Genomic DNA, 26,283 nt, shown 5'->3' on the forward strand with positions numbered 1-26,283 from the left:
GCATGTCAATGAGAGCGGCCCTTTGGGCCGCGTTCTCAGCGCGTAAAGGTGCCCGAAGGCACCGGTGCCGGGAATGGCGTGGTGGCGGGCTCAGCCGCCGGCGGCGCGGACGAATTGTCGGCCGGCGGTGCGGTGGTACGGCGACGTACGATCTTCTTGCCCTTGGGCGCGGGCGGCGCGCCGGACGTATCCTCGGTCGGCGCGGCATCGGGATCGGCAGGTGCAGCCTCGGGCGCCGGGGCGCTGCTGCGGACGGCACCGACATTGACCCGGCCCTTGGGCTTGCCACGCGGCTTCGGCTCTTCAACAGGCGGCGCCACGGCGTTCTGCTGCTGCAACTCGCGCTCGACGTTTTCCTTGTAGAGCTCCTTCGGCACGCCCTGCTGCAGGCCAGGCACGCCTTCGGGGAATACCGGCTTGCGATCGCCCGGCAGCTTCTTCTTGGTGTCGAGGAAGTCGAGCAAATCCGATGGATCCCATCCGCCCATGCTGCCGCAGCCGGCCAGCGCGCTGGACAGCGCAATCAGGACGGCGGCGGTTACGAGGCGTTGCGAAATGCGCATGGGGTTGTCTCACTCAACTCTGGATCTCGAAGGCGGCGGCCGGCTCAGCTTTTGGCCGACGGCGGCAGCAGCGCCTGCAGCGCTTCGGCGCGGGTCCGCAGGCTGGCCGGGGTCTCCGCATCGTTGGCGATGACGTCGAGCCACTTGCGGGTCGCGGTGGTGTCGTTGACGCGCCACGCGGACAGCGCCAGCAGTTCGCGCACCGAATGGCGATAGGTCCTGGTCGGCGCTGCCGCGGCCTCAAGCCGCGCCAGCATGGCGTCATAAGGGGTGGTTTCCAGCAACAGGCCGGCGGCGCGAATCCGCGCCAGGTCCTGCTCGGCGGCTCCGACGCCGCGATCGGCGGCAATGTCGTCATACAGCTTCACCGCGGCCTGCGGATCGCGCGACACGGCCTCGGCGGCGGCACGCAGCCGCGCCAGGGTGCGATAGCCCGCCGGCGCCTCGGTGGCGAGCTTGGCGAAGGCGGCTTCGGCCTCGGCGTGCTTGCTCTGCTCGGACAGGTCCGCGGCGCGGTCGAAGGCGGCGCCGGCCTCGGCGGCCTTCTTGGCCTCGAGATAGGAATAGCCGCGCCAGCCGCCGACTCCGGCAATGATCAGAATCGCCGCGGCGATCACCACGATCGAATATTTGTCCCACAGCTTCTTGAGCTGCTCGCGACGCAAGTCTTCGTCGACTTCATTAAATAATTCAGACACTTAAGAGATCCCGTCCCCGATTGACCGCGCCCAACCCCGGCGGCGCCGGGCATCACATCCCCGGCATGGCGGCGGCGATACCCTAGCGATATGGCGACCACAAGGCAAAACCAGCGCGATCAAGGTGTTACCACAGCATCCTTAACGCCGCGAACCCGCTCACGCCTTCGGCTTGGCGCCGTAGACATGCTCCGGCCCCGGAAACGCCCGCGACCGCACGTCGGTGGCGTAGCCTTCGATGGCGGCCTCGATCATCGGCCCGAGATTGCCATAGCGCTTGACGAATTTTGGCACCCGCGCGGACAGGCCGAGCATGTCCTCCAGCACCAGTACCTGGCCGTCGCAGGCCGCGGAGGCGCCGATGCCGATGGTCGGGATCGCGATGCTCTCGGTAATCTTGCGCGCCAGCGGCTCGGCCACCGCCTCGATCACCACCGAGAACGCGCCCGCATCGGCCACCGCGCGGGCGTCGGCCTGGATCGGGCCGACCGTGTTGTCACCTTGCGCCAGCGCCTCGGACTCGGCGCGGCCCTGCGAGCGGAACGAGCCGAGTGCATTGATCGACTGCGGCGTCAGACCGATATGCGCCATGACAGGAATGCCGCGCTCGGTGAGGAAGGCGATGGTCTCCGCCATCCGCACCCCGCCCTCGAGCTTCACCGCGCCGCAGTGCGTCTCCTTGAGAATGCGCGCGGCGGAATGGAACGCCTGCTCCTTCGAGGCCTCATAGGATCCGAACGGCATGTCGACGACCACCAGCGCCTGCTGCGAGCCGCGCATCACCGCATGGCCCTGCAGGATCATCATCTCCAGCGTGACGGGAATGGTGGTCTCGAAGCCGTGCATGACATTGCCGAGGCTGTCGCCGACCAGGATGACGTCGCAATAGCGATCGACCAGCGACGCCGTATGCGCGTGATACGAGGTCAGCATCACGATCGGTTCGCCGTTCTTGCGCGCGAAGATATCAGGCGCGGTCTTGCGCTTGATGGCAGACTGAATGGACATTTTTATCAGGCTCCGAACACCGGCACGCCGATCACGACCGGATGAAATGCAAAACCAAGCGCCAGATAGGCGACGATGCCCACCGCGACGGCAAGCACATCGTTGAGCGGGCCGCCCACGGGGATCGGCGGGCCGCCGCCGTCGGTGCGGCGCTTCAGCGAGATGCGGTCGAACACCGCCCAGGCCAGGAACGAGCCGAACAGGATGATCGAGCCGAGATCGCCATTGGCGAGCAGATGCGCCAGCGCCCACAGCTTGACGCCGGCCAGCATCGGATGTTTCAGCGTGGTGTAGATGCGGCCGCGCAGATAGGCCGCCGCCACCATGATCACCGCCGGCAGCATCAGGCCGACCGCGATGTGGCGCATCGCCTTGGGCGGCGTCCAGACGTCGATCCAGCCGGTGGCGCGGTAGCTGGCAAAGCCCCAGATGATCAGCGCCAAGCCGACGGCCGCCACCAGCGCATAACCGAGCTTGTACAGGCTCTCGCCGAAACGGGCGATCAGCTGCGTGCGCAGCGTCCGCCGGGTCGAGACGACGTGAATGCCGAAAAACAGCACCAAGCCGAGGATCATGACGCTCAGTCCCACCGCATCCTCCTGTCGATGCAGACGGTTGCCCGCCGCGAAAATCCCACTATGGTCCCGGCCATCGCCGGCAGGCCGGCGCCATGGCGCCCGCTGAAGCGGCTCCGGGTATAACTCTTTTGGGGATGCGCGCAATGCTGCGAAACGACACGAGGGCATGCCGGCTGCTGCTGGCGCTGACGCTGCTGCTGGCCCTGACGCAGGCGGTGCAGGCGCAGACCCCGGCGGAGGTGTGGCCGCCGAAGCTGGTGAAGATCATCGTGCCGTTCGGCCCCGGCGCCTCGCCTGACATCATCGGCCGGGTGCTCGCCGACAGTCTTCAGGCCCGCCATCCCGGCACGACCTTCGTGATCGAGAACAAGCCCGGCGCCTCCGGCAATATCGGCACCGACGCCATCGCCAAGGCCGTGCCCGACGGCGGCACCATCGGCATCTCGCTGGGCGGCCCGCTGGCCATCAACACCCTGCTGTTCGCCAAGCTGCCCTACAATCCCGATACCGATATCGCGCCGATCACCATGCTGACGCAGCTGCCGAGCGTGCTGGCGGTGCCGACCAGCCTCGGCGTCAACACCGTGGCCGAGCTGCTCGCCAAGGCGAAGGCCGAAAGCAAGGGTCTCGCCTATGGCTCGATCGGCGTCGGCACGCTGTCGCAACTGTGCATGGAGGCGATCGCGCAGAGGGCCGGCGTGCGCATGGTGCACATCCCCTACCCCTCGTCGCCGGCGGCGACCACCGCGCTGATCCGCGGCGACGTCCAGGTCGGCTGCCTGCCGGCACCCGGCGTCACGCCGCAGCTCTCCTCCGGCGCAGTGAAGATCCTCGCAGTGTCCACTGCGAAACGCTCACCCTTCCTGCCGGATGTGCCGACCCTGACCGAGAGCGGCATCGACGTGCAGTCCGACGCCTGGAACGGCCTTGTCGGCCCCGGCGGCCTGTCGAAGGAGATCGTCGCAAAGATCAATGCCGAGGTGGTGCAGTCGCTGGGCGAGCCGGCAGTGATCGAGAAGCTCAAGGTGCAGCTCATCACCCCGGTGCCGTCGACCCCCGACGAGCTGCGCCGGCGCATGGCCGCCGAGAAGGCGCTGTGGGCGGACGTGATCAAGGCGGCGAATATCCGGATCGAGTAGTTCACTTTTCATCAGCAACGCGCCGGCGGCAGTGACGTCCCTCCCCCGCGTCTTCCGCGGTGGGGAGGGTCGGCCGAACGAAGCGATGCGCAGCATCGCTGAAGTGGAGGCCGGGGTGGGGGCGCTCCACGTGACGTAGCGTATGCTAAACGCCCCCACCCGACCCGGCTTCGCCGGGCCACCCCAGCGCGGGCAATCGCCCGCGCGACCCCACCGCGAAGACGCGGGGGAGGGATAGACCGCGCCCGCTGCGATCGGTCGCGCGCCACTGCCGCCGCCGCGAATTTCTATTCGAATGTCAAACAGCCGCGCTTTCGAATTCTCGCGGCGCCCACGGCGTCCGAGGTATGCTGCATTCCCCGCCCTCCCCGTGAAGAGGGCGCGCGGAACGCCGGGTGCCCGATGCACCCTTGGGCCTGACGCCAGCCGTAGTCGGCAGGAATGATGCGCCAGGACTTTCGGACAACCGGAACAACCGGCGTTCCGCACGCGGCGGGTTTGCGACTTGCTCCGCGACACCCCCTGGTGCCCGGCCAACCTTAGCGCACCATCGATGATCCAGGACGAGGATCGGGGCCATCGTGACTTGGGCCGTTCGCGGGGTGCGCAGGATCTGTCGTGGTCCGGATCTCGACGGCGCCGCCGCGCCAGTGAAGTTCTGGCACCTTGGCTGTGTCCCGACCCGGCGTCGGACCTCCCCGTTGCACCGCGCGACGCCGCATCTCCGGCGTCCACCGCATCCCGCCCCGCAATCGTGACGATCGCGATCGCCCCTCTCGATGGGGCAGGACAAAACGGACTATAATCTTTGTCGGAAAGCCGTCAAGATGGATAGGAATATATTTTAGACGCGGCAGGGATCTCAGATCGTCGTTCCCCGGCGCGTCAATTGGCGTGCCGGGGAATGACGATGGCGTCACCGCGCCCGCCGGCATTGAACCTGCCCGGCGTCCGGACGCACAGAACGCACAGATCCCGAAAATACCGCGGAAGGAATGCGCGATGAAGGCCCTGAAAGCATCGATCTGTATTGCCACCATTGCGCTCGCCCTGAGCCTGTCGCCCGGCGCGCCATCCCGCGCGGGAGAGAACGAGGCAGGCACGCTCAGCCGCCAGATAAAAGATCTTTATCGGGCCGGGAAATACCTGGAAGCGCTGCCGCTGGCGCAGAAGTCGCTGGCCCTTCGCGAGAAGAAGTTCGGTCCCGATGACGCGAAGGTCGCGACGCCGCTCAATGACCTTGGCATGATCCACTACAATCTCGGTCAATACGCCGTTGCCGAACCGCTGTACAAGCGCTCGCTGGCGATCACCGAGAAGACGCCCGGTCAGGATGATCTGGACGTCGCCGATGTGCTGAACAATCTGGGCGACCTGTACCGCGCGGAAGGGCGTTATGCCGAAGCGGAGCCGTTCCTCAAGCGGTCGATCGCCCTTTCCGAAAAAGGCGCGGTCGCGACGATCCGTCGGTGGTGATCGCGCTAAGCAACCTCGCCGCCACGTACAGCAATCAGGGCCGGTACGATAAGTCCGAACCGCTGTTCGAGCGGGGACTGGCCATCCTCGAAAAGGCGAACGGCCCCGACGATCCGGAAGCCACCGTGTTGATGAGCAACCTGGCGGATGCCTACATGCATCGGCGTCGTTACGGCGATGCCGAGCGGATGCTCAAGCGCGCAATCGCAGCGACCGAGAAAGCGTTCGGTACCGATCATCCCGAGGTCGCCTATGCGCTGAACAATCTGGCCATGGTCTATTCGCGTCAGGGGCGCAACGCCGAGGCCGAACAGCTTTTGAAACAGTCGGTGACGGCTTTCGAGAAGACGCTCGGTGCGGACCATCCGGATCTCGCGGTGACGCTGGACAGCCTGGCCGGTGTTTACCGGGATATGGGACGCACCGCCGACGCCAGACAGGTTGTCGCGCGCGCAACGGCCATTCGCGGCAAGACGACGCCGAAACCGATCTGAATAAATTAGCGAGACGCGACGACACCGAGGGCCACCCTCCCCGCGAGTTCCGCGGCGGAGAGGGAGAAGCAGGCGCCTTACCTCGCGGTGTTCTGCAAATCGCGATTATCCACATAGCGGATCATGATCGGTCGCCCGGCAATGGCGCCGGCGAGTCCGCCGGTGAACCGCAGCGGCAGGCAACCATCAAGCGAGGCGTCGATCGCCTGCAGATAGGTCTGCCGCAGATCCCTCGTGGCGTCCTTGCTCGCAAAGGTCATGCGCGGCGCGGCGATCATCGCGCCGGACTTGTTGAAGCTGAACATCACCGACATCTGTATCCCGGCTTTCGCACCGTCCTGCGCCGGCGGCGACCAGCACGACCGCAGCATGGCGAACAGGTCGCCGAGCGTGTCGAGATCATGGTCCGGCCGCTGATATTTTCCCGTGTCGTCCCTGCCCGGCACGCTCAGCACCGTCACCTGCAGGTTCTGCCCGATCGGGTAGTCGATTTCCGGAATGCACGGCCCATGCTCGAACACGCTGCAGAAAGATGGTGTGCAGGGCGCATTGTCCAGCACGCTGCACGGCGCGTGCGCGAACGGCGTGGCGTCGACCGGATGTCGCGGTCGTGCTTCAGCAGAACCCGCAGCGGCGAACACAACAAGCGCCAGAACGACCATGAACGCGCGCAGCATGGGATCTCCCCGACGAGGAAGCTAGCGCGACAACGCGCGCGAACAAGCGACGGTCGCCGCAGGCATCGTAAATTATTCGTCATCGGCGCGCGCCAGGCCGTTGCCCGCGCCACGATCCGGCGGCAGACTTTGCGCACGCAGATCCAACCCAGGGAGATCCGGATGAGCAGTTCCCCGTTGCGGAGCGATGCGGCAGCCAACACCCCGGCCGCCCCGGCGCTCGACATGAAGCTCGAGGTCATCGTCATTCCGGTGTCCGACGTCGACCGCGCCAAGGGCTTCTATGCCAGCCTCGGCTGGCGGCTTGACGCCGACTTCGCTGGCGGCGACTGGCGCGTCATCCAGTTCACGCCGCCCGGCTCCGGCTGCTCGGTGATCTTCGGCAGCAACGTCACCGCGGCGGCGCCGGGCTCGGCGCGCGGCCTGTACCTGATCGTCTCCGACATCGAAGCCGCGCGCAAGGAATTGCTCGGCCGCGGCGTCGCGGTCGGCGACGTGTTCCACGGCGGCGGCGACGTCCATGCCGGGCCGGACGAACCGTTTCTGTCCGGACGGCTCCGGGTCACTGGTACCGATCCCGCGCACTCAAGCTACGGCTCATTCGCCGCGTTCAGCGATCCCGACGGCAATGGCTGGCTGTTGCAGGAAATCACCGCGCGCCTGCCCGGCCGCATCGACGCAGCCGCAACCAGCTTCGCCTCGTCGACCGACCTCGCCGCGGCTTTACGCCGCGCCGCCGCTGCGCATGGCGAACACGAGAAGCGCACCGGCGCACATGACGACAACTGGGCGGACTGGTACGCGGACTACATGGTGCGTGAGCAGGCAGGAAAGGAGCTGCCGGAGTGAGGCGATGCGAGTGGGACGATGCACCGCGCCGATGATGCGCAGGGCAGCGCCGCGACCACAACTGTCATCGCCCGGCGCCTGTCCTCGACTTGATCGGGGATGACCGGGCGACCGAGTATTCCGCGGCGTCAGTGATGGCGCCGAAATGCCGGCGTTTACCCGGTCACCCGCTTTCGCGGGTGACGACAAGCGGAGAGTATCGCTCTACGGCTGCTTGTTCACGTCGTTCTAAGCGGGATGACGCGGGTCGCGACAACTCGCGCCGATGATGCGCAAGGCAGCGCCGCAACCGCAACTGTCATCGCCCGGCGCCTGTCCTCGACTTGATCGGGGATGACCGGGCGACCGAGTATTCCGCGGAGTCAGTGATGGCGCCGAAATGCCGGCGTTTACTGGGTCACCCGCTTTCGCGGGTGACGACAAGCGGAGAGTATCGCTCTACGCCTGCTTGTTCACGTCGTTCTAAGCGGGATGACGTGGGCCGCGACCACAACTGACATCGCCCGGCCAGGCGCGCAATTGCGCGTCAGGACCGGGCGATCCAGTACACTCCGGCATCAATGATAGCACCGCGACGTTTGTGGTTACTGGATCACCCGCTTTCGCGGGTGATGACAGTGGAGAGCGGGCGATATTCCGCGCGCGATCTCTGCCATTAACAGCGTCGCCTCACGCCTTCTTCTTCACGTCTTTGATATCCGAGAACACTATGCCTTCGGCGCGTTCGCGGGTGTAGTTCAGGTAGAACTCGTTCTTGGCCAGGAACACCGGATCGCCGTCCACGTCGTCGGCGACGCCCGACGAGTTGTTGCTGACGAACGTATCGAGCTTCTTGCGGTCGTCGGATGAAATCCAGCGCGCCAGCGAGAATTCGGAAATCTCGAAGTCCACCGGCAACTGATACTCAGCCTGCAATCGCGCCTTCAGCACGTCGAGCTGCAGCATGCCGACCACGCCGACCAGGGCCGGCGCGCCGTCGCGCGGGCGGAACACCTGTACCACGCCCTCTTCCGACATCTGCTGCAAGGCTTCTTTCAGCTTCTTGGCTTTCATGGCGTCGGTGAGCCGGACGCGACGGACGATTTCCGGCGCGAACGAGGGCACGCCGACGAAGGTGAGATCCTCGCCCTCGGTCAGGGTGTCGCCGATCCGCAAGGTACCGTGGTTGGGAATGCCGACCACGTCGCCGGCAAAGGCCTCGTCGGCCAGCGCGCGATCCTGCGCGAAGAAGAACTGCGGGCTCGACAGCGACATGTTCTTGCCGGTGCGCACCAGCTTGGCCTTCATGCCGCGGGTCAGCTTGCCCGAGCAGAGACGTGCAAAGGCGATGCGGTCGCGGTGGTTCGGATCCATGTTGGCCTGGATCTTGAAAACGAAGGCCGACATGGCGGGCTCGCTGGCTTCCACCTTGCGCAGGTTGGAATCCTGCGCGCGCGGCGGCGGCGCGAACTTGCCGAGGCCTTCCAGGAGATCGCCGACGCCGAAGTTGCGGAGCGCCGAGCCGAAATACACCGGCGTCATGTGGCCTTCGCGGAAGGATTCGAGATCGAACGCCTTGCCGGCTTCCTTGACCAGCGACAGTTCCTCGAGGGTCTCGGAGACGTCGAGATTGGGATGGCGCGCGGCGAGGTCGGCCACCGCAATATTCTCCGCCGCACCGGTCTTGGCGCCGCCGCCTTCCAGCAGGCGGATGCCGCCGGTGGAAATGTCGTAGGTGCCGAGGAAGTCGCGGCCGCGGCCGACCGGCCAGGTCATCGGCGTGGTGTCGAGCGCCAGCGTCTTCTCGATCTCGTCGAGCAGGTCGAAGGTGTCGCGGCTCTCGCGGTCCATCTTGTTGATGAAGGTGATGATCGGAATGTCGCGCAGACGGCAGACCTCGATCAGCTTCAGGGTGCGCGCCTCGATGCCCTTGGCGGCGTCGATCACCATGACCGCGGAATCGACCGCCGTCAGGGTCCGGTAAGTGTCTTCGGAGAAGTCCTCGTGGCCCGGCGTGTCCAGCAGGTTGAACACCAGGTTGTTGAACTCGAAGGTCATCACCGAGGTGACCACGGAGATGCCGCGGTCGCGTTCGATCTTCATCCAGTCGGACCGGGTCGAGCGGCGCTCGCCCTTGGCGCGGACCTGGCCGGCCAGGTTGATGGCGCCGCCGAACAGCAGCAGCTTTTCCGTCAGCGTGGTCTTGCCGGCGTCAGGATGGGAGATGATCGCGAAGGTGCGGCGTCGGGCCACTTCCATGGCGAGCTGGGCGCGCGCGGGCGATTCGGCAGTGAGGGCAATGTCGGACATGGAGTTGCCTGTGGCAGGGAAAGCGGGCGCAATCAAGGGAAAATGCGGGAAAACGGCCGGGTTGCGCGCAACGGCGCTGGCCCTCATATAGGCCGGGGAAGGACGACCTTCCATTCCTTCATGCGCAGGACGGCCTGCTTGTTCCGGAGGCCGTCATGGCGTGGTTTCTACTGTTGATTGCCGGGTTGCTCGAGGTCGGCTGGGCCGTCGGGCTGAAATACACCGAGGGCTTTACCAGGCTGATCCCCTCGGTGCTGACCCTAACGAGCATGACCGCGTCGGTCGGCATGCTGGCGCTGGCGCTGAAAACCCTGCCCATGGGAACCGCCTATGCGGTGTGGACCGGGATCGGCGCTGTCGGCACCGCAATCCTCGGCATCGTGCTGTTCGGCGATCCCTCGAGTTTCGCCCGGATCGCCTGCATCGGGCTGATCGTCGCCGGCATCGTCGGCCTCAAGCTGGTGAGCTGAACGCTGGATTGTAGGATGGGTAGAGCGCAGCGAAACCCATCAGCAGAAGTTGATGGGTTTCGCTCCGGCGCTTCGCGCCTCCGCTCTACCCATCCTACAAAAAGCCCTAAAACGGCAGATGCACCAGTTGCACGGCCCAATAGGCCAGCGCCGCGACGATCGCCGACGCCGGGATGGTGATCACCCAGGCGTAGACGATGGAGCTGGCCACGTTCCAGCGCACCGCGGAAACGCGGCGGGCGGCGCCGACGCCGACGATGGCGCCGGTGATGGTGTGGGTGGTCGAGACCGGCACGCCCAGAAACGTGGCCGCGAACAAAGTCGCGGCGCCGCCGGTTTCGGCGCAAAATCCCTGCATCGGTGTCAGCTTGGTGATGCGCAGGCCCATGGTGCGCACGATCCGCCAGCCGCCCATCAGCGTGCCCAGCGCCATGGCGGTCTGGCAGGCCATCACCACCCAGAACGGCACCGAAAATTCGCTGCCGAGATGGCCCTGCGAATAGAGCAGCACGGCGATGATGCCCATGGTCTTCTGCGCATCGTTGCCGCCATGACCAAGCGAATACAGCGAGGCCGAGACGAATTGCAGGATGCGAAAGGCGCGGTCCACCGCGAACGGCGTCGAGCGCACCGAGGCCCACGAGACGATCGCGGTCAGCACCAGCGCCAGCAGGAAGCCGATCACCGGCGACAGCACGATGGCCAGCAAAGCCATCGACAGGCCTTCCCATTCGGCCGCGGCAAAGCCGGCCTTGGCGAGGCCGGCCCCCAGCAGGCCGCCGATCAGCGCATGCGAGGAACTCGATGGAATCCCCAGCCCCCAGGTGATCACGTTCCAGACGATGGCGCCCATCAGCGCGCCGAAAATCACCGAGGCATCGATCACATGGGGATCGATGATTCCGGTGCCGATGGTGTTGGCGACGTGCAGCCCGAACACGGCAAAAGCGACAAAATTGAAGAACGCCGCCCACAGCACGGCGTATTGCGGCCGCAGCACCCGGGTCGACACGATGGTGGCGATCGAGTTGGCGGCGTCGTGCAACCCGTTGAGGAAGTCGAACAGCAGTGCGATGGCGATAAGGCCGATCAGCACCGGAAGGGCGAGCGTGGCATCCACTGTGCAGCCCTGCCCTAGACCTGTTCGATGACGATGCTGTTGATCTCGTTCGCCACGTCGTCGAAGCGGTCGGCGACCTTCTCGAGATGCTTGTAGATCTCGGCGCCGACGATGAAATCCATGGTGTTGGCTTCGCGGTGCTTGAGAAACAGCTCCTTGAGGCCGATGTCGTGCAGGTCGTCGACGCGGCCTTCGAGCTTGCCGAGTTCTTCGGTGATCGCTGTCAGCAATCCGACATTTTCGCCGATGTTCTTCATCAGCGGCAGCGCGCGGCCGACCAGGTTGGCGCATTCCACCAGCAGCGTGCCGATCTCGCGCATGGGCGGCTCGAACTGCCGCACCTCGAACAGGATCACCGCCTTGGCGGTCTGCTGCATCTGGTCGATGGCATCGTCCATCGACGTGATCAGGTTCTTGATGTCGACGCGGTCGAACGGGGTAATGAAGGTGCGGCGCACCGCGGTGAGCACCTCGCGGGTGATGGCGTCGGCGTCGTTCTCGAACTGGTTGACGCGCTGGCAGAACACCGGCGTTTCGTCGCCGCCACGCAGCATCCCCAGCAGCGCTTCGGCGCCTTGCACCACCGTCACCGAATGGCGGGCGAACAGGTCGAAAAACCTCTCTTCACGCGGCAAGAAGCTTCGGAACCAGCGCAGCATCAATCAATCCATTTCGCGTCAAAATCTGCAGGACGCCGCCTCGGGCGGCACCCCGTCACATGAGCGTCATAAAGCATTTTGAGACACGCCGGGCAATTGGCGGGCGTCATCCACCGCTTTGTGGCACCAAACGGTGGATGACCGGGCGCATACAATCCCGGGCGGCACGTCGGGTCGGACATGGTCCGGGACCAGCCCCCGCGCCTCGGTCGACACCAACGCGTCTGCAATCGGCGCTGCCGCGAACGCGCGAGCTGGCCCGGACACGACCGCACACACGCCAAACGCGGCACGCCACGAATGGCATTTTGCAATCAATGTGACATGCACAAAACGCTGCGCGCCAAAATGAAAATAAACAGTTTGGCGGACCACGATACCTTTACGAATTGATTCAGAAATCGCTGCCTAGAAGCCTCTGACATGGTGTCAGAGGACCACTGCAAATGTTCGCACTACACAATCGTCGATCGCTTGCCGGGCTGCTTTCCATCACGCGCATCAGGATTGGCCTGCGCCTGCAGATCGCCTTGCTCGCCATCACCGGCGTTATCCTGACAGGCGCGATCTGCCTTGCCGGCCTGCATTTCGGCACCGAGGCGCAACGACAGGCCGACAGCAGCGTGTTGCTGCGCTCCCATGTCACAAGCCTGTCAGATAACTATTCGGAAGCCGGACAGATCGGTGCGGATTTTCTCCGCAAACCAACTGAAAAACTCGTCGACCGATACGACCACGTGCTGCAGCAGGCCCTGTCCCACCTCGCGGAAACCGAGAAACTGGTGGAGGCGGTGGAGACCGACGCGCCGCAGCAGATTTCAGCGCTGCGATCGGGCATGAACCTCTATGCCACGCGCTTTCACAACATCATTGCCGCGCAGCGGATCATCGGGTTCAGCGACAAGGACGGGCTGCAGGGCAAGCTGGGCTCGGCCGCACGCCAGCTGGAGCTGCGATTATCCGAGCTGGACCAGCCGCGGCTGACAATGCTGTTCCTGGCCATGCGCATCAACGAGAAGGACTTCGCGCTGCGCGGCGACGACAAGTATTTTGACAGGCTGCGCGAGCGCGTTGCCGAGTTTGAAACCGCCCTCAAGTCGTCAGACCTGAGCGAACAGCAGAAAGCGGAAACGACAGCGCTGGTTCGTACCTACGAACAGGCCTTCATGGCCTACTCGGTCAGCCAGAGTTCGCTCAATGAGGAAGCCGAGGACTTTGCCAGCGTTTTCGCGCGCACCCGACCGCCTTTGCTGATCCTCAGCAAATTCGCGACTGATCGCTATGAGGCCGCGGCGCGCCATGCCGACGAAACACGCGACCTGCTGTCCTCGTCGATCAAATTCGCCATCCTTGGAATCGGATTGCTGGCGCTGATTTTCGGACAGCGGATCGCGAAGTCGATTTCCCGGATGACGCAAGCCATGCAGCAGCTCGCCTCGGGCCGATCTCGACCTTGTGCTGCCCGGTCTCGGTCGCAACGACGAAATCGGCGAGATGGCGCGGGCGGTCGAATCCTTCAAGGTCAAGGCCGCCGAACGTGCCGCCGAGCAGGTTGAGGAGAAAAGCCGGCAGGATCGCATGGCCGACGAACGGCGCAAGGCGGAGACGCATAGGCTCGCGGACGCCTTCGAGAGCGCGGTCGGCGACATCATCAACGCGGTGTCTTCGGCCTCGACCGAACTCGAAGCGACGGCCGTGACGCTGAAGGCCACCGCGCATGTCACCGAAGAACTCTCCCATGACGTGACCCTGGCTTCCCGGGACGCCTCCTCCAGCGTCCATTCGGTCGCATCGGCGGCCGGCGAGATGTCCTCGTCGTTCAACGAGATCGGGCGGCAGATGACGGAATCCACGCAGATCGCCGGCGCAGCCGTGCGGCAGGCGCAGGAGACCGACGCCAAGGTCAATGCGCTTTCCGAGGCCGCCGTGAAGATCGGCGACGTCGTCGATCTCATCGCCAAGATCGCCCGGCAGACCAACCTGCTGGCGCTGAATGCGACCATCGAAGCGGCCCGCGCCGGCGCATCCGGACGGGGCTTCGCGGTGGTCGCCCAGGAAGTCAAAACCCTCGCGGCGCAGACCGCCACCGCCACCGGCGAGATTCGGCAGCAGATCGGCGGCATGCAGACGGCGACCGACATTTCGGTGTCGGCCATCAAGGCGATCGGCACCACCATCGACCGGCTGGCGGACATCGCCGGCAGCAGCGCGGTCGCCGTCGAGAAACAGCACCTCGTCACCGGCGACATTGCCCGCAATGTCGAGCGCGCCTCGGCGGGCGCCAGCGAAGTCACAGCCAAGATCGTGGAAATGAGCCGCGGCGCCAGCGAGACCGGCGTGGCCTCGTCGCAGGTACTGGCTTCGGCCCAGCAACTGTCCGGCGAAAGCAACCGGCTCAAAATCGAGGTGGAGAAGTTTCTCGCAACCGTGCGGGTCAATTAAGGTCGGGAAGTCGCACCGCGGTGAAGCACCTCGATGCGCCCCGCTTCACGGTGCAACGAACGGCCCCGCCATACAGCGCGGCAGGAACGCGCTTGCGTGGCGCCGAACCAGCCGACGCTGCGCGCGGACGCTGCTGATTACAGCGAGCGCTTGAAGTAGTGCGCGATCTCGCCAATCACGCCGCGCCGGAAGGTCAGCACGCAGACCACGAAGATCACGCCCTGGATCACCGTCACCCACTGGCCGAATCCGGCGAGATATTGCTGCATGGCGATGATTACGAAGGCGCCGACCACCGGCCCGAAGATGGTGCCGAGGCCGCCGACCAGGGTCATCAGCACGATTTCACCGGACATGGTCCAGTGCACGTCGGTCAATGAGGCGTTCTGCGCCACGAACACCTTCAGCGAACCGGCAAAGCCCGCCAGCGTGCCCGACAGGATATAGGCCAGCAGCTTGTACTGATCGGTCTTGTAGCCCAGCGAGATGGCGCGCGGCTCGTTCTCGCGGATCGCCTTCAGCACCTCGCCGAACGGCGAGTTGATGGCGCGGTAGATCACCAGGAAGCCGAGCAGGAAGCCGGCGAGGATCACGTAATAGAGCGTGGTCGAATTGGCGAGATTGAAGAGGCCGAACAGCTTGCCCTGGGGAATGCCCTGGATGCCGTCCTCGCCGTGGGTAAACGGCGTCTGCAGATAGACGAAGTACAACAGCTGCGACAGCGCCAGCGTGATCATGGCGAAGTAGATGCCCTGTCGGCGGATGGCGACGAGGCCGGTGATGACACCGAGCGCCGCGGCGCCCAATGTGCCGACCAGAATACCGAGTTCCGGCGACATGCCCCAGACCTTCAGGGCGTGTGCGGTGAAATAGCCGGCGGTGCCCAAAAACATCGCGTGACCGAACGACAGCAAGCCGCCATAGCCGATCAGCAGGTTGAAGGCGCAGGCCAGCAGCGCGAAGCACAGAGCCTGCATGACGAAGAACGGATAGACCCCGGTCAGCGGCACGACCAGCAGCAGCGCCGTCATGATCACGAAGGCGATCATGGCATCGCTGGTGCCGCGGCGCGGTTCGGGAATGGCGTTTTCAGTAATGGTGGTCATGTCAGGCGGCCCGTCCCGTCAGTCCCGATGGCTTGATCAGCAACACCAGAACCATCAGAACGAAGACGACGGTGTTGGAGGCCTCGGGATAAAAATACTTGGTCAGCCCCTCGACGATGCCGAGTGCAAAACCGGTGATGATGGAGCCCATGATCGAGCCCATGCCGCCGATCACCACCACCGCGAACACCACGATGATCAGGTCGGCGCCCATCAGCGGCCGGACCTGGTTGATCGGCGCCGACAGCACGCCGGCGAGCGCGGCGAGACCGACGCCGAGCCCGTAGGTCAGCGTGATCATGCGGGGCACGTTGATGCCGAAGGCGCGCACCAGCGTCGGGTTCTCGGTGGCGGCGCGCAGGTTTGCGCCAAGCCGGGTGCGCTCGATCAGGTACCAGGTCAGCAGGCAGACGATCAGCGAGAACACCACCACCCAGCCGCGATAGATCGGCAGGAACATGAAGCCGAGATTCATGCCGCCTTTGAGGATGTCGGGGATCGCATAAGGAAGGCCCGAGGAGCCGAAGTAGTTCTGGAACACGCCCTGGATGATCAGCGCGAGGCCGAAGGTTAGCAGCAGCCCGTAGAGATGGTCGAGGCCGGAAATCCATTTCAGCATGGTACGTTCGAGGATCATGCCGAAGATGCCGACCACGATGGGCGCCACGATCAGCGCCGGCCAGTAGCCGATACCCATCACGTTGAGCAGGAAATAAGCGCAGAACGCGCCCATCATGTAGAGCGCGCCATGCGCGAAATTGATGATGTTGAGCATGCCGAAGATCACGGCAAGACCCAGTGACAACAGCGCGTAGAACGAGCCGTTGATGAGCCCGACCAGCAATTGCGCGAACAGGGCCTGAAGATTGATCGACATGGTGCTCTCAACTCTAACCTTGGAGAAGCAACGGCCCGGCAGCTCGTGGCTGCCGGGCCGCGCGTTTTATTTCTTCAGCAGCGGGCACGTGCTCTTGTCGAGCGGCGTGAAGGCCTGGTCGCCGGGAACAGTTCCGACCAGCTTGTAGAAATCCCACGCCGACTTCGACTCCGAAGGCTTCTTCACTTCGAACAGATAGGCGGAGTGGATGGTGCGGCCGTTGGGCTGGATCGCGCCCTTGCCGAACAGCGGATCGTCGGTCGGCATTTCCTTCATCTTGGCGACGACCTTGGCGCCGTCATGGGGATTACTGCCGAGCGCCTCGAGCGCCTTGAAGTAATGAATCAGTCCGGCATAGACGCCGGCCTGCACCATCGACGGCGGCGCGCCGTTCTTCATGCGCGCGGCGAACTTCTTGGAGAACGCGCGGGTGTTGTCGTTGAGATCCCAGTAGAAGGTCTCGGTGAAGCTCAAGCCCTGCGCCGTCTCGAGGCCGATCGCCTTGACGTCGGTGATGAACAGCAGCAAGGCCGCGAGCTTCTGGCCGCCCTTGGTGATGCCGAATTCGGCAGCCTGCTTGATCGAGTTGGTGGTGTCGCCGCCGGCATTGGCGAGGCCGATGACCTTGGCCTTGGACGCCTGCGCCTGCAGCAGGAACGACGAGAAGTCCGCGGTGTTGAGCGGGTGCTTGACGCCGCCGACGATCTTGCCGCCATTGGCCTTGACGACTTCGCTGGTGTCGCGCTCCAGCGCGGCGCCGAACGCATAGTCGGCGGTGAGGAAGAACCAGCTGTCGCCGCCGGCCTTGACCATCGCCTGCCCGGTCGAATGTGCCAGCATGTAGGTATCGTAGGTCCAGTGCACGGTGTTGGGCGAGCACTGCGCGTTGGTCAGGTCGGAGGTCGCGGCACCCGAATTGATGTAGACGCCGTTCTTTTCCTTGACGATGGTGTTGACGGCCAGCGCCACGCCGGAATTCGGCACGTCGACGATGGTGTCGACCTTGTCGACGTCGAACCACTGGCGCGCGATGTTGGAGCCGATGTCCGGCTTGTTCTGGTGATCGCCTGAGATGATGTCGATCTTCCAGCCCTTGGCCAGCAGGCCGGAATCCTCGGCGGCCATCTGCGCGGCCAGCGTCGAGCCGGGCCCGCCGAGATCGGCATAAAGGCCGGACTGGTCGCTGAGCGAGCCGATCTTGACGGTCTTGTCCTGGGCGGACGCCATGCTCGCCGTCGTCAGCGTCAGAGCGGTCCCGAGCAGCAATGCCGCAATCTTTTTCTTCATTTTATCCTCCTCCGACAGGTGTGACGTATTCAGACGCCGAGATAGGTGTGCAGCTTTTCCATGTTGGCCGACAACTCGGAATTGGCAAAACCATCGATGATCTTGCCGTGCTCGACGATGTAGTAGCGATCCGCCACGGTCGCGGCGAAGCGGAAGTTCTGCTCCACCAAGAGAATGGTAAATCCTTCGGATTTCAGCCGGGCGATGGTGTGCCCGATCTGCTGGATGATCACCGGCGCGAGGCCTTCGGTGGGTTCGTCGAGCATCAGGAAGCGCGCGCCGGTGCGCAGGATCCGCCCGATCGCCAGCATCTGCTGCTCGCCGCCGGACAGCTTGGTGCCCTGGCTGTTCAAGCGCTCCTTGAGGTTCGGAAACAGCTCGAAAATCTGATCCAGCGACAACCCGCCCGGCCGCACGATCGGCGGCAGCAGCAGGTTCTCGCGCACGTCGAGACTCGAGAAGATACCGCGTTCTTCCGGGCAGAACGCGATGCCGAGCCGCGCAATCTTGTCCGATGTCGCCTTCGAGATGTCGTGGCCGTCGAACTTGATCGAACCGGCGCGCTTGCCGATGATGCCCATGATGGACTTCAGCGTCGTGGTCTTGCCGGCGCCGTTGCGGCCGAGCAAGGTCACGACCTCACCGGGCTTCACGTTGAAATTGATGCCGTGCAGGATGTGCGACTCGCCATACCACGCCTCAAGATTGTTGATCTCGAGAATCGGCTTTGCGGACGCCGCGTCGGTCGCGGGGGCGGTCATTGTCATCTCAACCATGCCCGGCTCCCAGATAGGCTTCCTTGACGCGCTCGTCCTTGGTCAGGTCGGCATAGCTGCCTTCCGCAAGCACCTTGCCGCGCGTCAGCACTGTAATGATGTCGGACAGGTTGGAGACGACGCTGAGGTTATGCTCGACCATCAGGATGGTGTATTTGGCCGAGATCCGCTTGATCAGCGCCGCGATCTTGTCGATGTCCTCATGGCCCATGCCGGCCATCGGCTCGTCGAGCAGCATCATCTCCGGATCGAGCGCCAGCGTGGTCGCAATCTCCAGCGCGCGCTTGCGGCCGTAGGGCATTTCCACCGCCGGCGTCGCCGTGAATTCGCTGAGGCCGACGTCCTCGAGCAGTTCTTCGGCGCGGCGGTTGTACTGGTCGAGCACGGTCTTGGAGCGCCAGAAATCGAACGAGGCGCCGTGCTGGCGCTGCAATGCGACCCGGACGTTTTCCAGCGCCGTCAGATGCGGAAACACCGCCGAAATCTGGAACGAACGCACAAGGCCCTGCCGCGCCACGTCGGCTGGCGCCAGCGTGGTGATATCCCGCCCATTATACAGAATCTGGCCGCTGGACGGCTTCAGAAACTTGGTCAGCAGGTTGAAACACGTGGTCTTGCCGGCCCCGTTGGGACCGATCAAGGCGTGGATAGTGCCACGGCGTACCCGGAGATTGACGTCCTGAACCGCGAAGAACCCCGCGAATTCCTTGGTCAATCCGTGGGTTTCAAGAATGAACTCATCAGACAAGCAAATTTCCCCCATCAGCCTTTGCCGCGTGCGTCATCGCGCTGGCCGATTTCTGGCACGTCCTGTTCCTGTGGCGCGTTCGACTTCGCCACCGACCGGCCGTCTCGCGCGGAATATGCCTTCAACGGCGCAGCGAACGCAAGGAGCAAAGCTGGGCAACGGCGGGACGCTCCGCCGCAGCCCTCTCGGCCATTAGTCGCATTGAGCCGCCCGAATCCCCGGCGGCGGAAAACCGACGCCGCAGACCGCCGGTGACAGACCGTCAACGCCACAGGAAATCACCCTTTAATTGCATTTCCAGGGAATGCCCGCTTTCACACTATGTTTCCCAAGCCATCCGATGATACCGTCATTCCGATACTATGCTCGGATGAGCTGCCGGGGATCTCGAAATGGATTTCGCAAGCGCCAACCCGTCAGTCGTCAAATCGATCCGGCAGCGGGAATTGCTGAACAACTGGCTGCGCCTGTACTCCCGACAGCAGCAGCTGCCGTGCGTCGCCGAGTATCAGCCCGAGCGGCTCGAAGAGGAAGTTCTCGATCTCGTCTACTACCTCGTCGACAACACCCGCCAGCCGCCACGGCTGACCATCGACAGCAACGGCACGCGGATGTCGCATGCCTATGGCAACACCGGCAAAGGCCGATTCCTCGACGAATATCTCGGACCAGTCCTCGGTCCGGCGATCCTGCCGGCCTATTATGCCTGCATCGGCCGCGCTTTGCCGATCTACACCGTGACCCTGGTGGAAGACATCAAGGGCCGCCCGGTCGCCTATGAACGCATGCTGATGCCGTTTTCCGACGGTCACGCCGTCAGCCACATCGTGGCATCGCTGAAAACCATCAGCGAGGACGGCAACTTCGAGATCAAGAACCTGCTGCGCGGCCAGCAGTCGCTGCCGCCACCATGCGTTCGGACGGTGATCGACCGTGACCTGTTTCACCGCCTGCCCGGCCGCAGCACCGCCGGCGACATCATCGAGTTCGGCTAATGCGACGAGAAAAAGCCGGCCATCAGCCGACCTCCTTCGCATAGATCTCCGGTTTGAAGCCGACCAGCAGGCGGTCGCCGAGATCCAGCACCGGACGCTTGATCATCGACGGCTGCGCCAGCATCAGCGTGATGGCCTTGGCCGCGGTGAGATCCTGCCGGTCGGCATCGTCAAGCTTGCGGAAGGTGGTGCCGGCGCGGTTCAGCAGGGTTTCCCATCCGACCTGCTTCATCCAGCCGGTCAGCCGGGCCTTGTCGATGCCCGCGGCCTTGTAGTCGTGAAAGTCATAGGCAACGCCGTGGCCATCGAGCCAGGTGCGGGCCTTCTTCATGGTGTCGCAATTCTTGATGCCGTAGATGGTGATCGTCATGTCGGGTGGTTCCGGATTGGCGCCTATTGGAGACCTAGCAGATCGGCGAATCTGGCATAGGGTTAATCGCAATCTTCATCGGAGCGACAATGGAATTCACCGCACTTTTTCTGGCCGTCGCCATCGTGATGCTTGCCGCCTGGCGCGGCTCGCGCGGCTGGGCGCTTTCGCTGTTCGCCGCAACCTTCGTGGCCTGCGTCGCCACCTATCTGCACCACGCCACCGACGTGCTGAAACTGTCGTTCTGATGGCCATTCTCACCCCGGCGCGCGCCGTCACCCTCAATGTCCTCGCACTCGGTGCGGTCGCGCTGGTGCTGGCCGCGGCCTTTGCCGCGCAGCTTGTGCTGCACGAACTGCCCTGCCCGCTGTGCCTGCTGCAGAGGATCATGTTCGCGCTGCTGGCGATTGGCCCCATCCTGAATATCCGCTTCGGGCCGCGGCCCAGCCAATACGGCCTGTCGCTGCTGGTCGCGGTGGCCGGCGCGGTGGCCTCGACCCGGCAGGTGCTGCTGCACATCATGCCCGGCGACCCCGGCTACGGCACGGCCCTACTCGGCTATCACTATTACACTTGGGCGCTGATTGGATTCATTGCGGCCATCGTGCTGATCGCCTTGATCCTGCTGTTCGACGAGCAGTTCGCGCCGACGCCGGCGCCTGTGGCCGGCGGCGTTGCGCGGATGGCGGTGTGGCTGGTGATCGGCCTCGTCGCGCTGAACGTGCTCTCCACCTGGCTGGAATGCGGCTTTGCCGCGTGCGCCGACAATCCGGTGGTCTATGAACTACTGAAGCACGGGCCGTAAACCGCCCGCTCAACCGCAGGCCCTGACGAAGCAGACCAGCGTCGTCGCCGCTGCCACCGGCACGATCACGAGGCGAACCACCGCCGACGACCATGAAACACGGCGCGGCGACGCCATTGGCCGCGCTGACCAGCGGGGTGCGCCGCGCGTTGAGCGCCTTGACGTCGGTGCCGTCCGGGCCGCCGCCCGTCTGCACAACGGATTTCAGCGCGCTGTCGGGGCATGCCCGGCTGTTCGTGGAGGAGTTGGACCGGCAGGCGAAGGCCGCTAACGCCTGGCAAGATCGCGGGGCCGGTGTCCGACTGCCCTGCGGCCGCGGAACCATAACGCCAGCTGCAGCACCGCCGCCGGAAACGTCACCAGCCACAGCGCGCCGACATAGATCAGCCGTGGATAGGCTAGCTGCAGAAACAGGAACGGCGCGAGCGCGCCGTTGGCCAGCAGCCACAGCCGGATCGCTCGGCTGCCCGAAAACACCGGCGCGGCACACAGCAGCGACAAGCTCATCAAAGTGTAGCCGACAAGGTCGATGCCGGCCATCAGCTGGTTCTGACCGCAGCAGGCCAGCAAGGCGTAGCGCGCACCGTCGCCACGCAGATCATGCGGGATGACGACGCCGAGTTACGTGGCATAGACGATGCAGGCCATCACACCATACATGATGGCGAGTGCCAGCGCCGCGAGGCTGTACGTCTGGCGTTCCGCCGGAGCCGTCCCGTGAACCGCGACCATGGTGAGAACGAAGGCCGGGGCCAGCGCCAGCGACGGCGCAAAGATCAGGATCCGGTCCCACGGATCCACCAGCACGCCGGCGACCTGCAGCAGCTGCGGGCCCCCATAGCACACGCTTGCGACCAGCGCCGCCGACGCAGCCCACATGCCGAACCGATGTTGCAACGATGCAGTCCCCGCGTGACGCTCTGACACTGCGGCTTGATACCGCGTCTGCGTCGCGCGATCCTTGACACCGATCAACCCACGCGCGTCATGCATGGGGCATTCCCGATGCGGCAGCCAGTTGCCGGTTGCACGGAAAGCACAGCATGCCGAATGCGTCGAACCCACCGTCTCGCCTTGATGGTCTCAGCGTAGCGGAAGCCGGCGCGCGCCTGGCGCGCGACGGATATAACGAGCTGCCGCGCTCGGCGCGACGCACGCCGTTCCGCATCGTGCTGGAGGTGATCCGCGAGCCAATGCTGGCGCTGCTGATCGGCGGCGGCGCTGTCTACCTGCTTTTGGGCGACCTGACGGAGGCGGTGATCCTGATCGCCTTTGCCGGCCTGTCGGTGGTTATCACCGTGGTTCAGGAAACCCGCACGGAACGCGTGCTGGATGCACTGCGCGACCTGACCAGCCCGCGTGCGCTGGTGATCCGCGATGGCGAGCGCCAGCGCATCGCCGGTCGCGAGGTGGTGCGCGGCGATCTGATCGTGCTCGGCGAGGGCGACCGCGTTCCGGCCGACGCGCAGTTTATCGAGGGGCAGGACCTGCAGGCCGACGAATCCCTGCTGACTGGCGAATCCGTGCCGGTGCGCAAGGCGCCGGACCCCACCCTGTCCCCGCAGCGGCAGCGACCGGGCGGCGACGATCTGCCCACCGCCTTCTCCGGCACCTTGATCGTGCGCGGCGCGGGCATTGCCGAAGTGGTCGCCACCGGCGCCACCAGCGAGATCGGCAGGATCGGCAAGACCCTCGGCACCCTCGATACGGCGGCGCCACATCTGCAGACCCAGACCCGCAGGATCGTCGGCATCTTTGCGCTGGTCGGCGGCGCCATCAGCGCGCTGGTGGTGGTCCTCTACGGCACCTTGCGCGGCGGCTGGCTCGACGCGGTGCTGGCCGGCATTGCCGTGGGCATGTCGATGCTGCCCGAGGAATTCCCGGTGGTGCTGACGGTGTTCATGGCGATGGGCGCCTGGCGCATCTCGCAGGTCCGCGTCCTCACCCGCCGCGCCACCGCCATCGAGACGCTGGGATCGGCCACGGTGCTGTGCACCGACAAGACCGGCACGCTGACGGAAAACCGCATGACCATTTCCGAACTTCGCCTGACCGACGGCGCGTCGTGCGTGGTCGATGCCGGCAAGCCGCTGGCGGAGCCGTTTCGGGAACTGGTCAGGTCCGGCGTCAAGGCCAGCGCCGTCCAGCCGTTCGATCCGATGGAGAAGGCGTTTCACATAGTGGCGGCTTCCAACGCTCAGGCAACGACGGCCGCCGATGGCCGTCTGGTCAGGACCTATGCGCTGCGTCCGGATCTGCTCGCCATGTCCAACGTCTGGCAGCCCGCCGCAGATGGCGCATTGCTGGTCGCGGCCAAGGGCGCACCGGAAGCGGTCGCCGATCTCTGCCGCCTCGCGCCGGCACAACGCGAAGCCGTCACCACGGCCGTGGACCAGATGGCGGCGGCCGGGTTGCGCGTGCTCGGCGTGGCCCGTGCGTCGTTCACCGGATCGGCGCTTCCGGATGCGCAGCCCGATTTCGACTTTGAGTTTGCAGGGCTGGTCGGGCTCGCCGATCCGCTGCGGCCAAGCGTGCCGGCGGCAGTGGCCGAGTGCCGCTCCGCCGGCATCCGCGTTATCATGATCACCGGCGACTATCCGGCCACGGCGCGCGAGGTGGCGCGCCAGGCCGGACTCGGCGACAGCGACCCGATCAGCGGCGACGAACTGGAAACGTTGAGCGACGCGGAACTGATCGTGCGGATCAGGACAACATCGGTATTCGCTCGCATCATGCCTGAACAGAAGCTGCGCATCGTCCAGGCGCTGAAGGCCGACGGCGAGATCGTCGCGATGACCGGCGACGGCGTCAACGATGCGCCCTCGCTGAAGGCCGCGCATATCGGCGTCGCCATGGGCGGCCGCGGCACCGATGTGGCCCGCGAGGCGTCATCGATCGTGCTGCTCGACGACGATTTCGGCTCGATCGTAACCACGGTCCGGCTCGGCCGCCGCATCTTCGACAATCTGCGCAAGGCCATGAGCTTCATCTTCGCGGTACACGTGCCGATCGCCGGCCTCGCTTTGCTGCCGCTGATCTTCGGCCTGCCGATCCTGTTCGGTCCGATGCACATCGCCTTCCTCGAAATGGTCATCGACCCCGTCTGCTCGCTGGTGTTCGAGGCCGAAACCGAGGAAGATGACCTGATGCGGCGGCCGCCGCGCGATCCCGCCGAGCCGCTGTTTTCGATGTCGATGATCCTGTGGAGCTTGCTGCAGGGCGTCCTCGCCTTCGCGGTGGTGGCGGCGATCTTCGTCATCGCGCTCCAGCGCGGCATGCCGGAAAACGAGGTGCGGGCGCTGACCTTCTTCTCGCTGGTCATCAGCATCGTCGCGCTGATCATTCTCAACCGGTCCGCCAGCACCTCGCTGCTGAAAGCGATCCGCCGTCCCAACCGCGCGCTGGCGCTGGTGGTCTGCGGAGTTGCGGCGATGCTGGCGCTGACCCTGCTATGGCCGTTCGCACGCCACCTGTTCCGCTTCGGGCCCCTGCATGCGGACGACATCACCCTGACCATCGGCGCCGGAATCGTCATTCTTGTGGTTCTGGAACTGCTTAAACCGCTATGGCGCAGGATATTTTCCGCCGCCGCGCGAAACAGCCCAATCGCGCCACAGCCGCTATGACCTCTCGCCGTTCGGTCAGGATGGCTTCCTGGTCCGGTGCTTCTCCCTCAAGGCGCGACGTTTCTGCTTTTCCAGAAAGTGCATCACTTCCAGCTTCAGCCCGTCCGGATCGAGGAAGTACACCGCATAATAGCCCTCGCCATAGCTGGGATAGTCGGCGGGCGCGTCGACGATCTCGACCTGCTCGGCCAGCAGAAAGGCGTAGAGCGCATCGACCTCCTCGCGCACGCCGAGCTCAAACGCATAATGATGGTAGCCGATGTCGCCGGTGTGGTGCTTGTGACGCTTGCCCGCGGCATCCGCCTCGGTGATCCAGAACAAGGTCTCGCCATTGTCCCAGCCGACCACCTTGTCGAACTCCCACTCCAGGGTGAAGCCCATGAAGCCGAGCACCTTGTCGTAGAATTGCCTGGAGCGCGCGAGATCGCTGACGCGGATGGCGAGATGGTCGATTCCGATGACCTTGACCATGGTCGTTCTCTCCGGCCGCTGCCCGCGGTGACATCGGCTGCAACGATCATCAACACGCGGCCCTGCGAGAATGCAAGACCCGCTCAACGGCGGCGTCTGCGGGTCATCGAGATGTCCGCGGTCTGGCGCGGCCGTTCACGGAGCCGTTGGGGCGACACGCGGCACCGGGGTTATATCGGTCGGCGGAGCAATGGTCGTCGGAGCCACGGGCGGCGCTTCTGTCGCGACGGCCGGTTCGTCGGCAACAGCTCCCGGGGGAGCGATCGGCGCGGGCGGCGCCGGCGCAACCTGGGCCGCGGGCGTGGCGACGTTAGCGGTCGGTGCGCACAACGTCATGCCGGCTGCGGCTGCGGCGCCGATCAAGGTGGCCAGCGACTTCAATTCAGGCGACTGACGGGGATCCCGCACAATCGCGCCGGCCTCGTCGACCAGCCGCGCGTTGCAGGCGCAGCTCTGAATCCCGCCGGAGGGCGTGCAGGCATCGTGGTGCATGCATGCCACGTCCAGGGCATCGATCGGGTCGGCGCCCGCGCGATTGCCGACACCGCAATAATTGCCATGGAATACCAGTTCGCCGTGCTTGACGGCGGCGGGCGTGTCGGCTGCAGCCGCCAGCTTGTCGTCGCGCTCGCCGGCCTGCGCACCGGTCATGAATGCGAGCGAGGCCGCACACAACATGAAAGCAGCAACGCTGCGCCGCAGCCGCGGGAAGAGGCTCTTGGACGTGGTCATGACAGGGAGGCGTTCCGATGATGCTGGC

The 26,283-nt window shown here is 64.9% G+C and carries 29 protein-coding genes; 11 read left to right on the plus strand and 18 right to left on the minus strand.

Annotated features, from left to right (window positions below):
• Window positions 1–35: 35 nt before the first annotated feature.
• The 4 genes from ONR75_RS20395 to ONR75_RS20410 form a co-directional block, all read right to left on the minus strand.
• Complete coding sequence (locus ONR75_RS20395; protein ID WP_265078852.1) at window positions 36–563, minus strand: hypothetical protein; 528 nt, start codon at window positions 561–563, stop codon at window positions 36–38.
• Window positions 564–607: 44 nt separating this feature from the next.
• Window positions 608–1,261 carry a tetratricopeptide repeat protein gene (locus ONR75_RS20400; protein ID WP_265078853.1) on the minus strand — a complete coding sequence of 218 codons (654 nt, stop codon included), beginning with the start codon at window positions 1,259–1,261 and terminating at the stop codon, window positions 608–610.
• A 159-nt stretch (window positions 1,262–1,420) separates the two neighbouring features.
• Window positions 1,421–2,269: a 3-methyl-2-oxobutanoate hydroxymethyltransferase gene (gene panB, locus ONR75_RS20405; RefSeq protein WP_265078854.1), complete on the minus strand. Its 849-nt coding sequence runs from the start codon at window positions 2,267–2,269 to the stop codon at window positions 1,421–1,423.
• Between the two features lie 5 nt (window positions 2,270–2,274).
• Entirely contained in the window at window positions 2,275–2,859 is a 585-nt protein-coding gene (locus tag ONR75_RS20410; protein ID WP_265078855.1) for an NnrU family protein, read from the minus strand.
• A 131-nt stretch (window positions 2,860–2,990) separates the two neighbouring features.
• Here ONR75_RS20410 and ONR75_RS20415 point away from each other — a divergent pair, with 131 nt between their 5' ends.
• The 3 genes from ONR75_RS20415 (at window position 2,991) to ONR75_RS20425 (ending at window position 5,956) form a co-directional block, all read left to right on the plus strand.
• Window positions 2,991–3,986 (plus strand): Bug family tripartite tricarboxylate transporter substrate binding protein, encoded by a 996-nt coding sequence (locus ONR75_RS20415; RefSeq protein WP_265078856.1) that lies wholly within the window; start codon window positions 2,991–2,993, stop codon window positions 3,984–3,986.
• Between the two features lie 1,002 nt (window positions 3,987–4,988).
• Window positions 4,989–5,462: a tetratricopeptide repeat protein gene (locus ONR75_RS20420; protein ID WP_265078857.1), complete on the plus strand. Its 474-nt coding sequence runs from the start codon at window positions 4,989–4,991 to the stop codon at window positions 5,460–5,462.
• Window positions 5,456–5,956, plus strand: a complete 501-nt coding sequence (locus ONR75_RS20425) for a tetratricopeptide repeat protein (RefSeq protein ID WP_265078858.1) — start codon at window positions 5,456–5,458, stop codon at window positions 5,954–5,956. Before ONR75_RS20420 ends, ONR75_RS20425 begins: the two co-directional genes overlap by 7 nt.
• 77 nt (window positions 5,957–6,033) lie before the next feature.
• Here the strand turns inward: ONR75_RS20425 and ONR75_RS20430 are convergent, their stop codons facing one another.
• Window positions 6,034–6,633, minus strand: a complete 600-nt coding sequence (locus tag ONR75_RS20430; RefSeq protein ID WP_265078859.1) for a hypothetical protein — start codon at window positions 6,631–6,633, stop codon at window positions 6,034–6,036.
• A gap of 162 nt (window positions 6,634–6,795) precedes the next feature.
• On the opposite strand from ONR75_RS20430, the gene ONR75_RS20435 reads away from it, so the two are divergent.
• Window positions 6,796–7,482, plus strand: coding sequence for a VOC family protein (locus ONR75_RS20435; RefSeq protein WP_265078860.1), 687 nt, complete (start codon window positions 6,796–6,798; stop codon window positions 7,480–7,482).
• A 669-nt stretch (window positions 7,483–8,151) separates the two neighbouring features.
• Here the strand turns inward: ONR75_RS20435 and ONR75_RS20440 are convergent.
• Window positions 8,152–9,771, minus strand: a complete 1,620-nt coding sequence (locus ONR75_RS20440; protein WP_265078861.1) for a peptide chain release factor 3 — start codon at window positions 9,769–9,771, stop codon at window positions 8,152–8,154.
• A gap of 155 nt (window positions 9,772–9,926) precedes the next feature.
• On the opposite strand from ONR75_RS20440, the gene sugE reads away from it, so the two are divergent.
• The gene (gene sugE, locus ONR75_RS20445; RefSeq protein WP_265078862.1) at window positions 9,927–10,241 is read left to right on the plus strand and encodes a quaternary ammonium compound efflux SMR transporter SugE; all 315 of its coding nucleotides are present in this window, start codon (window positions 9,927–9,929) and stop codon (window positions 10,239–10,241) included.
• Window positions 10,242–10,347: 106 nt separating this feature from the next.
• On the opposite strand, the gene ONR75_RS20450 is transcribed toward sugE, so the two are convergent.
• Both ONR75_RS20450 and ONR75_RS20455 read right to left on the minus strand, forming a co-directional pair.
• A complete protein-coding gene (locus tag ONR75_RS20450) occupies window positions 10,348–11,361 on the minus strand; it encodes an inorganic phosphate transporter (RefSeq protein ID WP_265078863.1) in 1,014 nt (337 codons plus the stop codon).
• Between the two features lie 14 nt (window positions 11,362–11,375).
• Window positions 11,376–12,020 (minus strand): DUF47 domain-containing protein, encoded by a 645-nt coding sequence (locus ONR75_RS20455; RefSeq protein ID WP_265078864.1) that lies wholly within the window; start codon window positions 12,018–12,020, stop codon window positions 11,376–11,378.
• Window positions 12,021–12,550: 530 nt separating this feature from the next.
• On the opposite strand from ONR75_RS20455, the gene ONR75_RS20460 reads away from it, so the two are divergent.
• The gene (locus ONR75_RS20460; RefSeq protein WP_265078865.1) at window positions 12,551–13,576 is read left to right on the plus strand and encodes a hypothetical protein; all 1,026 of its coding nucleotides are present in this window, start codon (window positions 12,551–12,553) and stop codon (window positions 13,574–13,576) included.
• On the plus strand, window positions 13,515–14,462 hold the full coding sequence (locus ONR75_RS20465) for a methyl-accepting chemotaxis protein (RefSeq protein WP_265078866.1): 948 nt from the start codon (window positions 13,515–13,517) through the stop codon (window positions 14,460–14,462). Before ONR75_RS20460 ends, ONR75_RS20465 begins: the two co-directional genes overlap by 62 nt.
• Window positions 14,463–14,599: 137 nt before the next feature.
• Here the strand turns inward: ONR75_RS20465 and ONR75_RS20470 are convergent, their stop codons facing one another.
• From ONR75_RS20470 to ONR75_RS20490, 5 genes are all read right to left on the minus strand, one after another.
• The gene (locus ONR75_RS20470) at window positions 14,600–15,568 is read right to left on the minus strand and encodes a branched-chain amino acid ABC transporter permease (RefSeq protein WP_265078867.1); all 969 of its coding nucleotides are present in this window, start codon (window positions 15,566–15,568) and stop codon (window positions 14,600–14,602) included.
• A gap of 1 nt (window position 15,569) precedes the next feature.
• Window positions 15,570–16,445, minus strand: coding sequence for a branched-chain amino acid ABC transporter permease (locus ONR75_RS20475; protein ID WP_265078868.1), 876 nt, complete (start codon window positions 16,443–16,445; stop codon window positions 15,570–15,572).
• 66 nt (window positions 16,446–16,511) lie between these two features.
• A complete protein-coding gene (locus ONR75_RS20480; protein WP_265078869.1) occupies window positions 16,512–17,732 on the minus strand; it encodes an ABC transporter substrate-binding protein in 1,221 nt (406 codons plus the stop codon).
• A 29-nt stretch (window positions 17,733–17,761) separates the two neighbouring features.
• A complete protein-coding gene (locus ONR75_RS20485; RefSeq protein WP_265078870.1) occupies window positions 17,762–18,508 on the minus strand; it encodes an ABC transporter ATP-binding protein in 747 nt (248 codons plus the stop codon).
• Window positions 18,501–19,256 (minus strand): ABC transporter ATP-binding protein, encoded by a 756-nt coding sequence (locus tag ONR75_RS20490; RefSeq protein WP_265078871.1) that lies wholly within the window; start codon window positions 19,254–19,256, stop codon window positions 18,501–18,503. Before ONR75_RS20490 ends, ONR75_RS20485 begins: the two co-directional genes overlap by 8 nt.
• A 392-nt stretch (window positions 19,257–19,648) precedes the next feature.
• Here ONR75_RS20490 and ONR75_RS20495 point away from each other — a divergent pair, with 392 nt between their 5' ends.
• The gene (locus ONR75_RS20495) at window positions 19,649–20,251 is read left to right on the plus strand and encodes a hypothetical protein (RefSeq protein ID WP_265078872.1); all 603 of its coding nucleotides are present in this window, start codon (window positions 19,649–19,651) and stop codon (window positions 20,249–20,251) included.
• A 22-nt stretch (window positions 20,252–20,273) separates the two neighbouring features.
• Here the strand turns inward: ONR75_RS20495 and ONR75_RS20500 are convergent, their stop codons facing one another.
• Complete coding sequence (locus ONR75_RS20500) at window positions 20,274–20,621, minus strand: ArsC family reductase (RefSeq protein ID WP_265078873.1); 348 nt, start codon at window positions 20,619–20,621, stop codon at window positions 20,274–20,276.
• Between the two features lie 89 nt (window positions 20,622–20,710).
• Between ONR75_RS20500 and ONR75_RS20505 the strand changes: the two genes are divergently transcribed.
• Window positions 20,711–20,869 (plus strand): DUF5993 family protein, encoded by a 159-nt coding sequence (locus ONR75_RS20505; RefSeq protein WP_265078874.1) that lies wholly within the window; start codon window positions 20,711–20,713, stop codon window positions 20,867–20,869.
• The gene (locus ONR75_RS20510; RefSeq protein WP_265078875.1) at window positions 20,869–21,426 is read left to right on the plus strand and encodes a disulfide bond formation protein B; all 558 of its coding nucleotides are present in this window, start codon (window positions 20,869–20,871) and stop codon (window positions 21,424–21,426) included. Before ONR75_RS20505 ends, ONR75_RS20510 begins: the two co-directional genes overlap by 1 nt.
• 267 nt (window positions 21,427–21,693) lie before the next feature.
• On the opposite strand, the gene ONR75_RS20515 is transcribed toward ONR75_RS20510, so the two are convergent.
• Both ONR75_RS20515 and ONR75_RS20520 read right to left on the minus strand, forming a co-directional pair.
• The gene (locus ONR75_RS20515; RefSeq protein ID WP_265078876.1) at window positions 21,694–21,966 is read right to left on the minus strand and encodes a hypothetical protein; all 273 of its coding nucleotides are present in this window, start codon (window positions 21,964–21,966) and stop codon (window positions 21,694–21,696) included.
• 81 nt (window positions 21,967–22,047) lie between these two features.
• A complete protein-coding gene (locus ONR75_RS20520) occupies window positions 22,048–22,323 on the minus strand; it encodes a hypothetical protein (RefSeq protein WP_265078877.1) in 276 nt (91 codons plus the stop codon).
• A gap of 146 nt (window positions 22,324–22,469) precedes the next feature.
• On the opposite strand from ONR75_RS20520, the gene ONR75_RS20525 reads away from it, so the two are divergent.
• Window positions 22,470–25,052 carry a cation-translocating P-type ATPase gene (locus ONR75_RS20525; protein ID WP_265078878.1) on the plus strand — a complete coding sequence of 861 codons (2,583 nt, stop codon included), beginning with the start codon at window positions 22,470–22,472 and terminating at the stop codon, window positions 25,050–25,052.
• Between the two features lie 15 nt (window positions 25,053–25,067).
• Here the strand turns inward: ONR75_RS20525 and ONR75_RS20530 are convergent, their stop codons facing one another.
• Together ONR75_RS20530 and ONR75_RS20535 are read right to left on the minus strand one after the other, a co-directional pair.
• Entirely contained in the window at window positions 25,068–25,523 is a 456-nt protein-coding gene (locus tag ONR75_RS20530; protein WP_265078879.1) for a VOC family protein, read from the minus strand.
• Window positions 25,524–25,658: 135 nt separating this feature from the next.
• Window positions 25,659–26,255 carry a hypothetical protein gene (locus ONR75_RS20535; RefSeq protein WP_265078880.1) on the minus strand — a complete coding sequence of 199 codons (597 nt, stop codon included), beginning with the start codon at window positions 26,253–26,255 and terminating at the stop codon, window positions 25,659–25,661.
• Window positions 26,256–26,283: the final 28 nt, after the last annotated feature.

It is taken from the genome of Rhodopseudomonas sp. P2A-2r (genome assembly GCF_026015985.1).
Taxonomy (GTDB): domain Bacteria; phylum Pseudomonadota; class Alphaproteobacteria; order Rhizobiales; family Xanthobacteraceae; genus Tardiphaga.

What these genes read in the sequence shown, in the direction of transcription:
- ONR75_RS20485 (WP_265078870.1), bottom strand. Translation starts at nt 18,508, where the DNA reads ATGGTTGAGATGACAATGACCGCCCCCGCGACCGACGCGGCGTCCGCA.
- ONR75_RS20525 (WP_265078878.1), top strand. Translation starts at nt 22,470, where the DNA reads ATGCCGAATGCGTCGAACCCACCGTCTCGCCTTGATGGTCTCAGCGTA.
- ONR75_RS20430 (WP_265078859.1), bottom strand. Translation starts at nt 6,633, where the DNA reads ATGCTGCGCGCGTTCATGGTCGTTCTGGCGCTTGTTGTGTTCGCCGCT.
- ONR75_RS20495 (WP_265078872.1), top strand. Translation starts at nt 19,649, where the DNA reads ATGGATTTCGCAAGCGCCAACCCGTCAGTCGTCAAATCGATCCGGCAG.
- panB (WP_265078854.1), bottom strand. Translation starts at nt 2,269, where the DNA reads ATGTCCATTCAGTCTGCCATCAAGCGCAAGACCGCGCCTGATATCTTC.
- sugE (WP_265078862.1), top strand. Translation starts at nt 9,927, where the DNA reads ATGGCGTGGTTTCTACTGTTGATTGCCGGGTTGCTCGAGGTCGGCTGG.
- ONR75_RS20535 (WP_265078880.1), bottom strand. Translation starts at nt 26,255, where the DNA reads ATGACCACGTCCAAGAGCCTCTTCCCGCGGCTGCGGCGCAGCGTTGCT.
- ONR75_RS20415 (WP_265078856.1), top strand. Translation starts at nt 2,991, where the DNA reads ATGCTGCGAAACGACACGAGGGCATGCCGGCTGCTGCTGGCGCTGACG.
- ONR75_RS20465 (WP_265078866.1), top strand. Translation starts at nt 13,515, where the DNA reads ATGGCGCGGGCGGTCGAATCCTTCAAGGTCAAGGCCGCCGAACGTGCC.
- ONR75_RS20455 (WP_265078864.1), bottom strand. Translation starts at nt 12,020, where the DNA reads ATGCTGCGCTGGTTCCGAAGCTTCTTGCCGCGTGAAGAGAGGTTTTTC.
- ONR75_RS20420 (WP_265078857.1), top strand. Translation starts at nt 4,989, where the DNA reads ATGAAGGCCCTGAAAGCATCGATCTGTATTGCCACCATTGCGCTCGCC.
- ONR75_RS20395 (WP_265078852.1), bottom strand. Translation starts at nt 563, where the DNA reads ATGCGCATTTCGCAACGCCTCGTAACCGCCGCCGTCCTGATTGCGCTG.
- ONR75_RS20530 (WP_265078879.1), bottom strand. Translation starts at nt 25,523, where the DNA reads ATGGTCAAGGTCATCGGAATCGACCATCTCGCCATCCGCGTCAGCGAT.
- ONR75_RS20510 (WP_265078875.1), top strand. Translation starts at nt 20,869, where the DNA reads ATGGCCATTCTCACCCCGGCGCGCGCCGTCACCCTCAATGTCCTCGCA.
- ONR75_RS20500 (WP_265078873.1), bottom strand. Translation starts at nt 20,621, where the DNA reads ATGACGATCACCATCTACGGCATCAAGAATTGCGACACCATGAAGAAG.
- ONR75_RS20440 (WP_265078861.1), bottom strand. Translation starts at nt 9,771, where the DNA reads ATGTCCGACATTGCCCTCACTGCCGAATCGCCCGCGCGCGCCCAGCTC.
- ONR75_RS20480 (WP_265078869.1), bottom strand. Translation starts at nt 17,732, where the DNA reads ATGAAGAAAAAGATTGCGGCATTGCTGCTCGGGACCGCTCTGACGCTG.
- ONR75_RS20435 (WP_265078860.1), top strand. Translation starts at nt 6,796, where the DNA reads ATGAGCAGTTCCCCGTTGCGGAGCGATGCGGCAGCCAACACCCCGGCC.
- ONR75_RS20505 (WP_265078874.1), top strand. Translation starts at nt 20,711, where the DNA reads ATGGAATTCACCGCACTTTTTCTGGCCGTCGCCATCGTGATGCTTGCC.
- ONR75_RS20475 (WP_265078868.1), bottom strand. Translation starts at nt 16,445, where the DNA reads ATGTCGATCAATCTTCAGGCCCTGTTCGCGCAATTGCTGGTCGGGCTC.
- ONR75_RS20470 (WP_265078867.1), bottom strand. Translation starts at nt 15,568, where the DNA reads ATGACCACCATTACTGAAAACGCCATTCCCGAACCGCGCCGCGGCACC.
- ONR75_RS20515 (WP_265078876.1), bottom strand. Translation starts at nt 21,966, where the DNA reads ATGGCCGGCATCGACCTTGTCGGCTACACTTTGATGAGCTTGTCGCTG.